We start from the raw sequence: 15,158 nt of genomic DNA on the forward strand, positions 1-15,158 counted from the left end.
GCATCCGGCTATCCACAGGCTCACGAGCCCGGCAGGGCAGCTTTCTTCCTTACTCCGGTTTTCTGAGGGCGTTCCCTCAGCGCATCCCGAACGTGTAGTTTTCGGGCACGGGCTCGCCCGGACATACCCGTTCCCAAAGGTGCGCGATCGCATCCTCGCCTTCGCGCAGGTCCGGAATCTCGACGCCCCCACGCAGTATGGCAGCAGCACCGGCGTCGTCACCGATCCCTGCAAGGGCCGCGGCTTTCAGGAACTTCAAACGCCCGACGGCGGCCCCCGCCCCTGCGCTCTTCTCCAAAAGTTCCAGGGCATCCTGAGGGTGTCCGTGGCGAATACACAGCGTCATTGCTTCGATCAACAGTGGCAGCGGTGAGGGGTGCGCCTCGACGCCCTTGGCGAGCTCGGCCAAACCCTCCAGCCCGTCGGGCCCCTCCAAACTGGCAGCAATCATCGCCAGGCCCAATCCCCGGTGTGCGAGTGCCGTGGTGCGGGCCCGGGCGTGCCGATCCGCCAATACCGCGCGATACCCGTCCATTGCGCCCGCCAGCTCCTGCCTCGCATGCTTCATGGTGGCCATGTGAAACTGTGCTTCCGGCCCGGCTTGGTTGCCGGCGCTGGCCAGCAATTCCTCCCAATCAGCCCCGGCAACAAAGCTTGGTTCATCAACGTCCGGCCGTTCGCCGAACTCCTTCCCCGAGAGGAGCCCGAGCCACGGGCTCTGTTCTCCGGTCACACTCTCATTCACGAACGGCGTGCCCGACTCGTCAATCCACGCCCGGCCGCTCTTCCGGCGGCGGGCCCGCTCCACCACGCCCCAGCCGCTTCCCACCGACAACATTTTCGACGGCGGCACGTCACCGTCCCGCAGTGCCGCCGGGAGCGCCTCGTCAAGGTATGCCTGCGGCATCAGGTGCTCGAGACGTTCACCCGCATGCGCCACCGCAGCATCCCAGTCCACGCCATGTGAGGTTTCCGGATCCAGGTGGCCGTTTCCGTAGGCCTCCACCCACGCCCATTCGGCGCCGGCCGGCATAGCCAGGTGTTCGAATTGTGTTTGGGCGAGCCCCGCTTGGATTTCGGCATAGGGACCAGCACCGGGGCTGAGCCATTCCTGCCAGCGCTTACCGCCAGGGCCCTGCCCCCAGACAAAAAGCTTCCTGCCGCGCAACATGCCTGTCGACATTATGGCCAAGCCGTCGCCGTCGTCATCTGCTGCGACGATCCAGCGCCGCTGCGAACCCTCAATGTCGAAGAAGTAGTCGGCGGCGTGTGGGTTGTTGACCAACCAGGTGGCATCGTAGCCTTCATGATCGGTGGGGCGGACACGGGTGATGGCAGCGGCGTAGTCGCTGCCAAAGGCTTCACCGGCAGGCGCGATCACGCGGCTCCTGTCCGTCTCCGGGATCGCAGCATTGCTCCACCAATACATGGGAACCTCGTGATCATTCGGGTTCCGTATCCGCACCGCCGCGAGCAGGACCTCCGAGTTCGTGGGAAGCCACAAGTCCACTTGGAACACCACTTCACGCAACCGCTCATACTCCCACAACCTCAGGATGTGCTTTCCGTCAGGGGTGTGGACGATTGCAGCGTGGAGCGGATCGCACGTGGTGGGTGAATGACCCCGAGTTCCGATATTCCACTCCAGGCCGCCGGCAAACCATGCGTTCCGGAGCGCCAAGTTGGCCACTTGAGGCGAGTGGTGCGTATGCAAAAGGTGCTTACCGGCCGTTTTGTCGAACAACTCCCATATTCTGCCGCCCAGTGATGGCAACACCGTCACCTTGAGCTTGCTGTTTTCAAGAACGACGGCGGTCACCTCACGGGGCGTGGCTTCCCGGGTGTAGCTATCCTGCGTCAGATAGGGATAGACGTTGGGCACCCCGCCGTATCTGGTTGAAGCCTGAAGTTCTTCCGGGACGCCGGCGCCCATCAGGTAGGACTGCTGGAGCTCCGATTCCACAGGGGGCAACGGATTCGACCGTCCCACGTCCGCCATGGTAAGCGAAATGGTGGTGACAGTGAGGTTGGAGGGCTCTACCCGTGCCGTGGCTGGAGTGGTAGGCGTCCGCATCACTGTTGCACCAGCAAGGCGTTCACAATCGCCCGCGCCGAGCGGACGGTCGGGCGGTCGGTGACCGTGTATGCCGTCGGATCCCAGCCGTGACTGCCGACGTCGATGGGCTTCCCTGTATGTGGGGAGGAATCGGCCCTGGCGGAAGAATCGGCCCGCGAGGAGACCACTTTCTTGGCTGAAAGGTGGACGGCTGCGAGGCCAGCGGCATGCATGGCCGGAATATCTTCCAGTGTCAGGCCGCCGCCGGCCATGATTTCCGCATCACCATGTGCGCGCTGAACCATTCGCTCCAAGGTGGGCAAGCCGGCACCTGCACTGGGTTCATGCCCTGACGTCAGCACCCTGGTGAACCCCAGTGCCAGCAACTCATCCAACACGGCAAGCGGGTCCATGGCTTGGTCAATGGCCCGGTGGAATGTCAGCTGCGCGTCCGGGTTTGCCTCCCGCGCTGCATCCACCAGTCGTCGTGTCGCTGTGAGGTCCACGTCCCCTTCGCCGCTCAGTGCCCCAAACACCACGCCATGGGCGCCTTGTGCCAGCAAGTGACGGGTCTCGTGGACCATCGTGTCAACATCCGAGGCGGAATACCGGAAGTCCCCGGGCCTGCACCGGATCAAGGCATGGATCTCCAACCGCCCATCGACGTGTTCGAGGCTGGCCTCCATCAACCCTTGGCTCGGGGTAATTCCGCCAAGTTCCAGGCTGCTGCAGAGCTCAACCCGGTCTGCGCCCTCTGATGCGGCAGTCCCTGCTCCGGTAGCGCTCACCACGGCGATTTCCAGTTTCATAATGAAACTCTACGGGCACATGGATTAACGGGGACGGGATTCACAGTCCATGCACCCTGCGGTTCATGCCCGGTACGCCTCCAGCTTGGCTTTTTGCTCCGGGGTGAGCCTGAGGACCCGGCCGCTGGCCTCGCTGACGAAGGCCAAATGCGTGGTGGCCTTCACGCAGTCCTCCCTGGTGACCGGATCCTTGATGACGTAGTGGAGATCGAAGCTGGCGCCCTTGATTGCCCCGACCCAGATCTCTACCACGGCCGGAATATTGCGATACTCCAAGGTCCGCACATAGCGGACTTTGTGCTCAACAACCAGGGTCATGACGCCGGGTCCGACGTCGTTAAACAGCGCCGCGGGCGGCTCGGCCCCAGGCAAGCCTGCGCCACTTGGCGGGCCGAACGCGGCAACACGGGCCTCTTCCAACATGCGCACGATCTGAACGTTGTTGATGTGCCCGTAGGCATCCATGTCACCCCAGCGCATAGGTACAAGTACCTCGATGCGCCGGGGTGCCACGGACTGCCCCGGTTCTGCGGACGTGCTCAGCTGTGCACCGCCGTCGAGTCGTCCACAGCCGTGTCTTCCTCACCGGCAAACTGAGACATGTACAAGCGGTAGTAGGCACCTTGGAGGGCCAACAGCGCGGCATGGTTGCCCTGCTCCACGATCTTGCCGTTTTCCATGACCAGGATGGTGTCGGCGTCGCGAATGGTTGAGAGACGGTGGGCGATCACGAAGCTCGTCCGGTCAGTCCGCAAAGCGGCCATGGCCTTCTGCAGCAACAACTCCGTGCGGGTGTCCACGGAGCTGGTTGCTTCATCCAAGATGAGCAAGGAGGGGTTGGAAACGAATGCGCGGGCGATGGTGATGAGCTGTTTCTCACCGGCGCTGACGTTGCTGCCTTCCTCATCGATGATGGTCTGGTAGCCATCCGGAAGGGCACGGACGAAGCGGTCAACGTAGGTGGCCCTGGCTGCCTCCATGACCTGGTCTTCGGTGGCATCCAGGTTGCCGTACCGGATGTTGTCGTAGATGGTCCCACCGAAGAGCCAAGCGTCCTGCAACACCATCCCCACCTTGGAACGCAGTTCCGCCCGGCTCAGGTCCTTGATGTCCACGCCGTCAAGGGTGATCCGGCCGGCGTTGAGCTCGTAGAACCGCATCACGAGGTTCACCAGGGTGGTCTTGCCGGCACCCGTGGGGCCGACAATTGCCACCGTATGGCCCGGCTCTGCGCTGAAGGACAGGTCCTCGATGAGGGGCTTATCCGCGACGTAGCTGAACGAGACATGCTCGAACTCCACATGTCCATCCGTCTTCGCCGGCAAATGACGGGTTCCCGTCTCCACGACCTCTTCATCCGCGTCGAGGAATTCGAAAACGCGTTCCGCCGAGGCGACCCCGGATTGCAGCATGTTTGCCATGCCGGCAATCTGGCCGAGAGGCTGGGTGAACTCGCGCGAGTACTGGATGAAGGCCGTCGCATCACCAAGGCTCATGGAACCGGAGGCGACCCGCAGCCCGCCCACCACGGCAATGCCGACGTAAGCGAGGTAGGACACGAAGTTCATGGCCGGGAAAATCACGCCGGAAACGAACTGCGCTCCGAAGGACGCCTTGTAAAGAGCCTCGTTGCGTTCGTCGAACCGCTCGAGCATGTCGGCATCCCGGCCAAAGACCTTGACGAGGTCGTGGCCGGAGAAGGATTCCTCGATCTGCCCGTTCAGGGTTCCGGTGTTCTTCCACTGCGCCGCGAAGAGCTTCTGGCTGCGTGCGCCAATGACGCCGGCCACGATCCCGGAGAGCGGTAGCGCCACCAATGCAATGAGTGCCAACTCCCAGGACACGATAAACATCATCACGATGATGCCCAGCACAGTGAGCACGGAGCTGACCAACTGCGAGAACGCTTGCTGGAGGCCCTGCTGGACGTTGTCGACGTCGTTGGTCACCCGGGAAAGGATGTCGCCACGCTGACGGGTGTCGAAGTAGTTCAGCGGCAACCGGTTGAGCTTTGCCTGGACATCGTTACGGAGCCGTTTGATGACCCGCATGACTATCCTGTTGAGCAACCACCCTTGCGCCCACATGAAGATGTTGGCCACGAAGTACATCAAAAGCACGATCGAAATCAGGAATGTCAGCTTGGAAAAGTTGATTCCATTGGTCAGTTCCATCTTGGAGACCATGTCCGCGAAGTTGTTCTGGCCCTGCTGGCGCATCAGGTCAGCGAATTGCGCCTGAGTGACGCCCGGCGGAAGCTGCTTTCCCATGACGCCACCGAAAATAACGTCCATGGCGTTGCCGAGGATCTTGGGAGCGATCACGTTGAGGACCACGGAGACCACCACGAGGCCGACCACCGTGTAAACGCCGGTGCTTTCGGGCTTGAGCAAACCCATGAGGCGTTTGGCGGACGGCCAGAAGGCCTTGGCTTTCTTGGCGGGAACGTCACCGAACATGCCGCCGTCGGCCTCCGAGGGAACGTACTCCTCCTCGACGAAGTCGTCGTCGTCAAGCGTTTCGGTTGCTGTCTCAGCCACGGCGGCCGCCTTGGCGTTCTTCGCGGCCTCTGCCTTGGCAGCCCAGCCACGTTTCTTCTGCTGGTTCTGCTCGCTCATGCCACTTCCTCCACGCTCAGCTGGGATTCAACGATTTCCTGGTACGTGGGCGATGTCTCCAGCAGTTCATCGTGGGTCCCCCGGTCCACGATGCGGCCGTTATCCAACACCAGGATTTCGTCCGCGTCGGCGATGGTGGAGACCCGCTGCGCCACGATGATGACCGTGGAGTCCTGCGTCTTGGCTTTCAAGGCCTTCCGCAGGCGGGCATCGGTAGCTACGTCCAGGGCCGAGAACGAATCATCGAACAAGTACACGTTCGGCTTGGTCACCAAAGCCCTGGCGATGGAGAGCCTCTGGCGTTGGCCACCGGAAACGTTGGTGCCTCCCTGGGCGATGCGGCGGTTCAACCCCGAGGACTTCTCCGCCACGAAGCCTTTCGCCTGTGCGGTTTCCAGTGCTTCCCACAGTTCTGCGTCCGTGGCGTCCGGCTTGCCGAATCGGAGATTGTGCTCAATGGTGCCGGAGAACAGGTACGGCCGCTGCGGCACAGCGGCCACCCGGCTGGTGATCTCGGATGCATCAAGGTCGGTGACCGGCACGCCGTCGAGCAGTACTTGGCCGGAAGCGACGTCATAGAGCCGCGGCAGCAGGGACACCAAGGTGGTTTTCCCTGCACCGGTGGAGCCGATGATGGCCAGCGTCTTGCCGGGCTCAGCGGTGAACGAGACGTTGCTCAGAACCGGCGCTTCCGCACCAGGGTATTTGAAGGTAACGTCGCGGAACTCAACGCGGCCCTTCTTCTCGGCAGGAACCACCGGCGAGACCGGGTTGTGGATGGAAGGCTCGACGTCGAGGACCTCACCAATGCGGTCCGCACAGACCGATGCGCGCGGGATCATCATGGCCATGAACGTACCCATCATGACGGCCATCAGGATCTGCAACAGGTACTGGAGGAACGCCGTCAAGGAACCGACCTGCATGGCTCCCGAATCAACACGGTGGCCGCCGAACCACAGCACGGCAGCCGTGGACAGGTGCAGGATCATGCCGATAGCCGGGAACATCAGGACGAACAGGTTGCCGATCTTGACCGAAACTGCTGTGAGGTCCTGGTTGGCATCGCCGAATCGCTTGACCTCATAAGGTTCGCGGACGAACGCGCGCACAACCCGGATGCCGATGATCTGCTCCCGGAGCACACCATTGATGGCATCAATCTTTTTCTGCATGGAGCGGAACAGCGGCATAAGGCGGACCACGAGGTATCCCACCACGGCCACCAAGACGGGCACGGACACCCAGACCAGCCAGGAAAGGCTGAGGTCTTCGCGCAGGGCCATGATGATGCCGCCAACGCACATGATGGGGGTTGAGACCATGAAGTTCAGGCCCATCAGCACCAGCATTTGTACTTGCTGGACATCATTGGTGCCGCGCGTAATGAGGGTTGGGGCACCGAAGCGGTTCACGTCCTGCGCCGAGAAGCTGCTGACCTGGCGGTAGACACCGCGGCGCAGGTCGCGGCCGATCGCCATTGCGGTCTTGGCACCGAAATAGACCGCGATGATGGCCGAAACGACTTGTCCGAGGGCCACAGCGAGCATGAGCGCCCCGGTACGCCAAATGAAATCGGTGTCCCCCCTGGACACTCCTTCATCGATGATTTTGGCGTTGAGGCTGGGGAGATAGAGCGTGGCGATGGTGGACGCCAACTGAAAAATGAGGACGGCCACTATCTGCGGCAAATACGGCTTGGAATACCGCCGTATAAGGGTGACAAGCATGCCCACGGGTCCTTAGAAAGAGTGCGTGAATGAAGTAAAAGAGAGTTTTGCAGCAAGGGCTGACACTATTAGCCTCCCCACTCTACGAAATCCCTTGCCGCGGCGAAACAACCACGGCAAAAGATCATCCCTGCGGAGTATTTAAGTCTCTGGACACAACAAAAGCGCCGGCTGGAATCCCAGCCGGCGCTTTGATGTGCATCGAAGTTAGCCTGCGTGCTTGCCGTGATCGGAGCGGGCTTCCACTCCCTGCAGGAGCAGAAGGGCCATACGCTCCTGTTGCTTACGCTCGCGCTTGAGTTCCTTGCGGATTGCCGCGAGCTCGGCTGCGGTGCGGGCCTGCTGTTCGGCCATAGCCTGCTGCTCCCGCAGGCGCGCCTGCAGCTCAACGTTCGCCCGGCTCAACTGCAGCTGCTGCTCAGCGAGGACATACTGCGTCCTGGACAGTTGCTCCTGCAACTCCCTCACGTCCCCCGCACTGCCTGGCCGTTCCTGGGTGAGGATCCGGGCAAACTCCAAGTCGAGGTCCGGCCCGTCGGCTGGAGCGGACTCGCGCGGTGCCGTCCGGGAAAGCGGGCGTTTCGACGTCGGACGTTCGACGGCGTCGGGAGCTTCCTCAGTGTCGCCCAGCTTCACTGCGTCCATCGACGCGGTATCCACGGACATCGCGGCCTCGGCGGAGGCCGTGGCGATGAGTTCCTTGTCCGGGGTGGCGTCCACGGTGCGGCGGAGCGGGCGTTCTTTGATCAGGAGCACGGACACGAAGGCAAGCACGGCGATGATCGCGGAAATCATGAAGATCTGTGCCGTCGCGTCACCATAGGCCGCACGCATGATGTCGCGGATCGGAGCCGGCATGTCCGTCAGGTCCATGCTGGAGCCGGAGGCCCCACCACCACCCTGCACCGGGATCCCGGCCTTGGCCATCCCGCTGACCGCTAGGTCCTTGACGTGGTTGGCCATGACGGCACCGAGGACTGATACGCCGATCGCGCCGCCGACAGAGCGGAAGAAGGCAACCGAAGCACTAGCCGTTCCAATGTCCTTGGCCTGGACGGTGTTCTGCACGGCAAGGACCAGGTTCTGCATCAGCATGCCAAGGCCCAGGCCGAAGACTCCGATGTAGATGGCCACCAGCCACAGAGCCGTGGTGTGATCCAACGTGCCGGCGAAGGCGAGGCCACCCACCAGCAAGACGGATCCGGCGATCAGGAACCGCTTCCACTTTCCGAATCGGCTGATCAGGATGCCGGATGCGACCGAACCGACCAGGTTCCCAGCGATCATCGGAAGCGTGAGCAGGCCTGCCTCAGTAGGCGTGGCACCGCGGGCAACCTGGTAATACTGACCCAGGAAGGTGGAGGAGCCGAACATGGCGATACCCACGGCAATCGAAGCGACGATAGCCAGTGCCGTGGTGCGCTCCGAGATGATCTTCAACGGGATGATCGGCTGGGCAACCTTGGTTTCCACAAGAACCAAGAGGCCCAACAGCACCACGCCGCCGCCGACCATGAGGGCGGATTGCCAGGAGATCCAGTCGTAGTAGTCCGGGTTGCCAGCGAAGGAAACCCAAATGAGGAGCAGGCTCACGCCTGAAGTCAGCAAGATGGAGCCGAGCCAGTCGATCTTTGCGGGCCGCCTGATGTGCTCGATCTTCAGGGTCACCTGGAGCAGGATAAGCGCGACGACGGCAAGCGGGACGCAGACGAAGAACGTCCAGCGCCATCCGAGCGGACTATCGACAATGAAACCACCGAGCAAAGGACCACCGGCTGTACCAACAGCCATGACCGCGCCCATGTATCCGGAGTACTTACCGCGATCCCTTGGCGGAATCATGGAACCGATGATGGCTTGGGCCAGAGCGGTGAGGCCACCCAGTGCCACACCTTGGATGACGCGGGCGGTCAGCAAAAGCGGAATGGTCTGGGAAAGACCCGCCATGACCGAACCGGCGACGAAAATAACGATGCTCAACTGAACCAGGAGCTTCTTGTCGAACAGGTCGGCAAGCTTGCCCCAGATGGGAGTGGTGGCAGCGTTCGCCAAGAGGGCGGCAGTGATAACCCAGGCAAAGTCCGTCTGCGTGCCCTTGAGCTCGGACATGATGGTGGGCAGCGCGTTGGACACGATGGTGCTGCTCAGGATTGCCGTAAAGAAGGCTGCCAGGAGACCGGTCAATGCCTCCATGATTTGGCGGTGCGTCATGGGCGCGGCAGTGCCCACCGCAGCGGCCGCCGCCGCGGGGGTGTGAGTTGATGGTTTAGCCATTCCGGGCTCCTAAACTGTGTAGTTCGTCGTAGTGGAACCGGCCGCCGTTGCCCGGATTGAATCTTTGAGTGAATCTGTCAGTTTCTGCAGAACCTCGGATGCGTCCCTGGCGTCTTCCTCGCTCCAGTCGCCCAAGTAATCCCGCACCCTGACACTGCGTTGTTCCTCGAAATCACGGAGTTTGGCGGCGCCCTCTTCCGTCAACGCGAGAAGCTGGGCCCTGCCGTCAGCGGGATCCGGTCGCCTGGTGACGAAGCCGAGGTCTTCCAGCTCTGCTATATGCCTGCTCAACACCGGCGGGCTGACGCCCAGGCGCGCAGCGAGTTGGGTGGCGCGGGTTTCCCCTTCGCCGATGAACCGCATCACGCCTTGGATCGCCATTCCGACGTCGCCAGCCTTGGACTGATGCGCCATCACCACGCAGCGCAGAGTCCGCTGCAGATCGAAAATTTGATGTACCAAATCGGTTGCCGTGGCAGATCCGACAGACATTGCCAATACCCCTTTTTTATTTGCCCTAAGCAACCATAGCTTAAAATGATTGCTTTGGGAAACTAAAGAAGAGGAAGCTAAAAATGGGCCAGCCCCCGCACGGAACATCCGTACGGGGGCTGGCTGGGGACGAAGCTAGTCGCCCAAATGCGTGGGACCGAACATCTTCAGGAGCGTCTCGACGACGACGACGTTGGGTCCATCGGCGTCAAAGGACGCCTTAAGCGCGTCCCCGACGTCCTCTGGTGCGACACGGCGCGCCGGGACTCCGAAGGACTCGGCAAGTTTGACGAAGTCCGGGCGGGCCAGTTCGGTGGCTGTGGCTTTCCCGAAGGCTCCCACCATGTACTCACGGAGGATGCCGTAGCCGCCGTCGTCCACAATCAGCCAGGTGACCGGGATGTTGTGCTGCCTGGCGGTGGCAAGTTCGGAGATGGAGTACATGGACGATCCATCGCCGGACACCGCCAGCACCCTGCTCGGCTTGCCTGTGGTTTCCAACCCCACCGCGCCGCCGATGGCCGCCGGAAAACCGTAACCCAGGCCGCCGGCGCCTTGGGCGGAGTGGAACTGACCCTGCCGGGAATCCCAGCAACTCCAGCCCCAATATGCGGAGATGGTCATGTCCCAGAACGTTTGCATGTCAGCCGGAACAGCCTCGCGGATATCGGCCATGAACTTCAGTTCCTTGGCAAGATCCTGTGATTCGAGGCGGGTCCGGACCTTTGCCAGCGTCTCTTTGGTGAGGTCTTCCGGCGTCGTGCCATGCCATGAACGCAACGACCGGTCCCCCGGACCTGCCTGGGACAGGGCTTCGTCCAACGCTGCAAGAGCCTGGCCGGCGTCGGCGCGGATACCCAAACCTGGCCGGTTGGACTCCAGGACGCGCGGCTCGGCGTCGATCTGGATGATGCGGCCGCGGGGTTCGAATGTGAAGTAGTTGGACGTTACTTCACCCAAGGACGATCCGATGACCACCAGCACGTCGGCCTCTTCGAGCACGTCGGTCATGTAGCGGTCCTCGATCCAGGACTGCAGGGACAGCTCATGGGTCCAAGGGAACGCCCCATTTCCACCCGGCGTGCAGATGACCGGAGCGCGTAGTTGCTCAGCGATGGAGAGCAAGGACTTCTCCGCCCGGCCGCGACGTGTGCCGCCGCCGGCAATGATGGCCGGACGTTCCGCCGTCGAGAGCCACTTGACGGCCTCGCGGATCAGCTCGACTCGCGGCGGGTTGTCGAAGGCTTCGGCGAGCGCGTCCTCAACGGGCGGAACGACGATCGGGTCCAGCAGTACATTCTGGGGAATTTCGATCCACACCGGACCCTGCGGCGAGGAGATCGCCTCGGTCCACGCGTCCTGGATGGCTGACGGGATTCCGGAGGCATGCTGGATCAACCGCTGGCTCTTGGTGACGTTCGCCGCCGAGGCCTTCTGGTCATCGAGCTGGTGGAGCATGCCCTTCCGGCGCGCACCGAGGCCATCGAGTGGGATCTGGCTTGCCACTACCACCATGGGAACGCCCGTTGCATAGGCCTCCTGCAAACCGGCCAGGGACGTCAACGCACCCGGCCCGGTGGACAGGAACAGCACACCGACTTCGCCGGTGGCGCGCGAGTAGCCGTCAGCGGCGAACGCCGAGTTGTTCTCCACCCGGGAAGAGACAAAGTGCAGGTTGCCGCGGCCCATCGCGTCGAAGAGTCCCAGCGCGTGCTGGCCCGGAATCCCGAAGACGGTCTTGGCACCGAGTGCCTCAAGGGTTTCGACGACGAGGTCCCCACCATTGCGCTGGCCGGTCCCCGACGCTCCGTCGGCCGCCGATGCCGCTGTGGGATCGACGTCGATCATCGCTGCTCGGCCCCGACCGTAGAGGCCTGCGCTGCGCCGGCCTGCGCTCCGGATGCCTGCGCTGTGGACGCTTGCGCGAATTCTTCGATGCGGGCGCCGAGAGCCTGCTGTGCGTACCCGTTGGGTGCGCCGTGCCGATCGCCTTCCACTGCGTTGTCCGCCATAAGGGTCACGAGCTCGTACGCGACGTGGCTGCCCGCCACACCGGTGATTTCTGCGTGATCGTATGCCGGGGCAACCTCCACGATGTCCGCGCCCACCAGGTTCATGCCGCGGAAGCCGCGGATGATCTCCAGCAGCTCGCGGCTGCTGATGCCGCCGGCCTCAGGGGTGCCGGTTCCCGGTGCGTGGGCGGGGTCCAGAACGTCGATGTCCACCGAAATGTACAGGGGGCGGTTGCCGATACGGTCACGGATCTTTGCGACCGTCTCGAGCACGCCCTGGTAGTAGACGTCGGCCGAGGTGACAATGCCGAAGCCGAAGCGGTGATCGTCGTCGAGGTCTTTCTTGCCATAAAGGGGGCCGCGGGTGCCCACGTGGCTGATGGCCTCCGTGTCCAGGATTCCTTCTTCGACGGCGCGACGGAACGGGGTCCCGTGCGTGTACTCAGCACCGAAATAGGTGTCCCAGGTGTCCAAGTGCGCATCGAAGTGCAGCATGGCGATGGGTTCTCCAGCGCGCTCGGCAGCGGCCCTCAGCAACGGAAGGGCAATAGTGTGATCGCCACCGAGCGTGACCAGCTTGCTTCCCTTTGCCGTAAGGTCCAAGGCGTTTTGCTGGATGGTCTCGATGGCCTCGTTGATATTGAACGGGTTTACCGCCATGTCACCGGCGTCGGCGACTTGGATGTTTTCGAAGGGGCTGACGTCCCACGCCGGGTTGTACGGGCGCAGCAACCGGCTGGCTTCGCGAACATGGTTGGCGCCGAAGCGGGCGCCCGGGCGGTAGGAAACGCCGGAGTCGAAAGGAACGCCGACTACTGTGACGTCGGCCTTGGAGACCTGGTCCAAACGCGGCAACCGGGCGTAGGTGGCAGCACCTGCGTAGCGCGGAATGCGGGATGAATCGATAGGGCCGAGGTTGCCGTTGGCCTCAATGCGGAGCTCTTCCAAAGTGCGCCACTCCTTAGTGGATCGGTGAATGGGATCAGTTCTCTGTGACACCCATCATACACTCAAAGTTTCGTAGGATGCATCAGTTGTTTACAAACACAGCGCCAAACACAGTCCCGTGAAACACATGAGATCCCGCTCACACACGACGTAAAGATTCCATAAAAAACGGCCGTTCTGCGTCGGCGGCAGCCATACGCTCCTAGCGGAAGCAGCACACTGCTGCACGAAAGGACCATGTGACTACGCTGACGAGGCCTCCGGCCGATCCGGCCAACGGGCCAAAGCTTCCCTTCAACCTCAAATCGTGGTTGCTGGAAGGAATGCCGGAAACCTCGGGCAAGCGGCAAGGTCCCCACGGCCGCCCTGCAGAGTCGCACAAACCCCAAGCGTGGTGGAAAGTCATGTGCCTCACCGGCCTGGACTACTTCTCCACCCTCGGGTACCAGCCTGCCATCGCGGCATTGGCTGCCGGCCTCCTGTCCCCGTTGGCCACGCTTCTCCTGGTCATTGCCACATTGGCGGGCGCCTTGCCCGTATACCGGCGGGTGGCCAAGGAGAGTCCCCGGGGAGAAGGCTCCATTGCGATGTTGGAGCGCCTGCTCCCCCGCTGGAGTGGCAAGCTGTTCGTCCTGGCGCTGCTCGGCTTCGCCGCCACGGACTTCATGATCACCATCACGCTTTCTGCAGCCGACGCCACCGCACACCTCATCGAGAATCCATTCGCTCCGGACTTCCTCCAAGGCCAGCAGGTGGTCATCACCCTCGCTTTGATTGCCGGGCTGGGTATCGTCTTCCTGCGCGGATTCAAGGAAGCCATCAACGTCGCCGTCGTCTTGGTTGGCCTTTTCCTCACCCTGAACCTCGTGGTGGTGGGCGTATCCATCGGCCATGTCTTTAGCGACTCCCGTGTCATTCCGGACTGGTGGACGGGCCTCACCACCTCACACGGTGATCCGATCATGATGCTTGCTTTGGCGCTGCTCGTGTTCCCACGACTTGCCCTGGGCCTTTCCGGCTTCGAGACCGGCGTTGCCGTGATGCCCCAAATCAAGGGACACGGCGCCGACACAGAGGCCAATCCTGCAGGCCGGATCAAGGGTGCCCACAAACTCTTGACCACGGCAGCCATCATCATGAGTACGTTCCTGATCACGTCCAGTTTCACCACCGTGATGCTGATCCCCGCTGCGGAGTTCGACGCCGGCGGAAAGGCGGACGGCCGCGCGCTGGCCTACCTTGCGCACAAGTATTTGGGCGACGGATTCGGGACCGTGTACGACGTCAGCACCATTGCCATCTTGTGGTTTGCCGGTGCCTCCGCCATGGCCGGACTGCTGAACCTCGTGCCGAGGTACCTGCCGCGGTATGGAATGGCTCCCGCATGGGCCCGGGCATTGCGCCCCTTGGTCCTCGTCTTCACCGTCATCGCTTTCGTGGTCACGCTGATCTTCAAAGCCGACGTCAACGCACAGGGTGGGGCCTACGCCACCGGAGTGTTGGTGCTGATCACTTCTGCCTCCATTGCCGTGACGCTGTCCGCCCGGCGCAAGAAGCAGCGGGGACAAGTCATAGGCTTTGGGATCGTTTCCGTGGCATTCGTCTACACCACCGTGGTCAACTCCATCGAGCGCCCGGACGGCTTGAAGATTGCCGCATTGTTCATCCTGGGGATCATGGTGGTGAGCTTCGTTTCCCGTATCCGGCGGGCTTTTGAACTGCGTGCCACGTACATCAAGATGGACCAGAAAGCGTTGGAATTCACGGCAGAGAACGCTGATGGTCCCGTGCGCATCATCGCCCACGAACCGAAACGCCTCAGTGCCAACAGATACAGGGAAAAACTCCAGCACGCCCAACAGGCCAACCACCTGCCCGTGGACAGCGAAGTATTGTTCATCGAGGTCATCGTGGACGACAGTTCCGACTTTGAGCAGGAGCTCCAGGTGGTGGGCAAAGAGCGGTTCGGCTTCAAAATCCTCGAGGTCCACAGCAACAACGTTCCCAACACCGTGGCCGCGGTCCTGCTGCACATCCGGGACGTCACCGGATTCATGCCTCACATCTATTTCCGCTGGACTGAGGGGAATCCCATCTCCAACTTGAGTAGGTTCCTGTTCTTCGGAGAAGGCGAGATCGCGCCAGTCACCCGCGAAGTGTTGCGGGAAGCGGAACCGGACATCACCCGGCGCCCCTGGGTCCACGTGGGCTAAGGGACG

At 62.2% G+C, this 15,158-nt stretch carries 10 protein-coding genes; 1 reads left to right on the forward strand and 9 read right to left on the reverse strand.

The features are described from left to right. Positions 1–76: 76 nt before the first annotated feature. The 9 genes from SB659_RS04310 to speB form a co-directional block, all read right to left on the reverse strand. On the reverse strand, positions 77–2,074 hold the full coding sequence (locus tag SB659_RS04310) for a DUF5107 domain-containing protein (RefSeq protein WP_410549609.1): 1,998 nt from the start codon (positions 2,072–2,074) through the stop codon (positions 77–79). Beyond that, the gene (locus tag SB659_RS04315; RefSeq protein WP_410549610.1) at positions 2,074–2,865 is read right to left on the reverse strand and encodes a copper homeostasis protein CutC; all 792 of its coding nucleotides are present in this window, start codon (positions 2,863–2,865) and stop codon (positions 2,074–2,076) included. Before SB659_RS04315 ends, SB659_RS04310 begins: the two co-directional genes overlap by 1 nt. A 63-nt stretch (positions 2,866–2,928) precedes the next feature. Then, positions 2,929–3,345 carry an acyl-CoA thioesterase gene (locus SB659_RS04320; RefSeq protein WP_284977542.1) on the reverse strand — a complete coding sequence of 139 codons (417 nt, stop codon included), beginning with the start codon at positions 3,343–3,345 and terminating at the stop codon, positions 2,929–2,931. Between the two features lie 59 nt (positions 3,346–3,404). Next, on the reverse strand, positions 3,405–5,483 hold the full coding sequence (locus SB659_RS04325; protein ID WP_410549611.1) for an ABC transporter ATP-binding protein: 2,079 nt from the start codon (positions 5,481–5,483) through the stop codon (positions 3,405–3,407). Further along, a complete protein-coding gene (locus SB659_RS04330) occupies positions 5,480–7,213 on the reverse strand; it encodes an ABC transporter ATP-binding protein (RefSeq protein ID WP_284977540.1) in 1,734 nt (577 codons plus the stop codon). Before SB659_RS04330 ends, SB659_RS04325 begins: the two co-directional genes overlap by 4 nt. Positions 7,214–7,420: 207 nt before the next feature. Next, entirely contained in the window at positions 7,421–9,487 is a 2,067-nt protein-coding gene (locus tag SB659_RS04335) for an MFS transporter (RefSeq protein ID WP_410549612.1), read from the reverse strand. Positions 9,488–9,496: 9 nt separating this feature from the next. After that, positions 9,497–9,979, reverse strand: coding sequence for a MarR family winged helix-turn-helix transcriptional regulator (locus SB659_RS04340; protein WP_284977538.1), 483 nt, complete (start codon positions 9,977–9,979; stop codon positions 9,497–9,499). A 135-nt stretch (positions 9,980–10,114) separates the two neighbouring features. After that, positions 10,115–11,827, reverse strand: a complete 1,713-nt coding sequence (locus SB659_RS04345) for a thiamine pyrophosphate-binding protein (RefSeq protein WP_410549613.1) — start codon at positions 11,825–11,827, stop codon at positions 10,115–10,117. Then, positions 11,824–12,939, reverse strand: a complete 1,116-nt coding sequence (gene speB, locus SB659_RS04350; protein WP_410549614.1) for an agmatinase — start codon at positions 12,937–12,939, stop codon at positions 11,824–11,826. The genes SB659_RS04345 and speB overlap by 4 nt, the downstream gene beginning before the upstream one ends. Before the next feature lie 239 nt (positions 12,940–13,178). On the opposite strand from speB, the gene SB659_RS04355 reads away from it, so the two are divergent. Next, positions 13,179–15,152: an APC family permease gene (locus SB659_RS04355; RefSeq protein WP_410549615.1), complete on the forward strand. Its 1,974-nt coding sequence runs from the start codon at positions 13,179–13,181 to the stop codon at positions 15,150–15,152. The last annotated feature ends 6 nt before the right edge of the window (positions 15,153–15,158 follow it).

Source organism: Arthrobacter sp. SIMBA_036, from assembly GCF_046535135.1.
In the GTDB taxonomy this organism is placed as follows: Bacteria; Actinomycetota; Actinomycetes; order Actinomycetales; family Micrococcaceae; genus Arthrobacter.

Coding starts and splice junctions, on each gene's coding strand:
- SB659_RS04330 (WP_284977540.1), bottom strand. CDS start 7,213: ATGCTTGTCACCCTTATACGGCGGTATTCCAAGCCGTATTTGCCGCAG.
- SB659_RS04345 (WP_410549613.1), bottom strand. CDS start 11,827: ATGATCGACGTCGATCCCACAGCGGCATCGGCGGCCGACGGAGCGTCG.
- SB659_RS04340 (WP_284977538.1), bottom strand. CDS start 9,979: ATGTCTGTCGGATCTGCCACGGCAACCGATTTGGTACATCAAATTTTC.
- SB659_RS04320 (WP_284977542.1), bottom strand. CDS start 3,345: ATGCGCTGGGGTGACATGGATGCCTACGGGCACATCAACAACGTTCAG.
- SB659_RS04335 (WP_410549612.1), bottom strand. CDS start 9,487: ATGGCTAAACCATCAACTCACACCCCCGCGGCGGCGGCCGCTGCGGTG.
- SB659_RS04325 (WP_410549611.1), bottom strand. CDS start 5,483: ATGAGCGAGCAGAACCAGCAGAAGAAACGTGGCTGGGCTGCCAAGGCA.
- SB659_RS04310 (WP_410549609.1), bottom strand. CDS start 2,074: ATGCGGACGCCTACCACTCCAGCCACGGCACGGGTAGAGCCCTCCAAC.
- SB659_RS04315 (WP_410549610.1), bottom strand. CDS start 2,865: ATGAAACTGGAAATCGCCGTGGTGAGCGCTACCGGAGCAGGGACTGCC.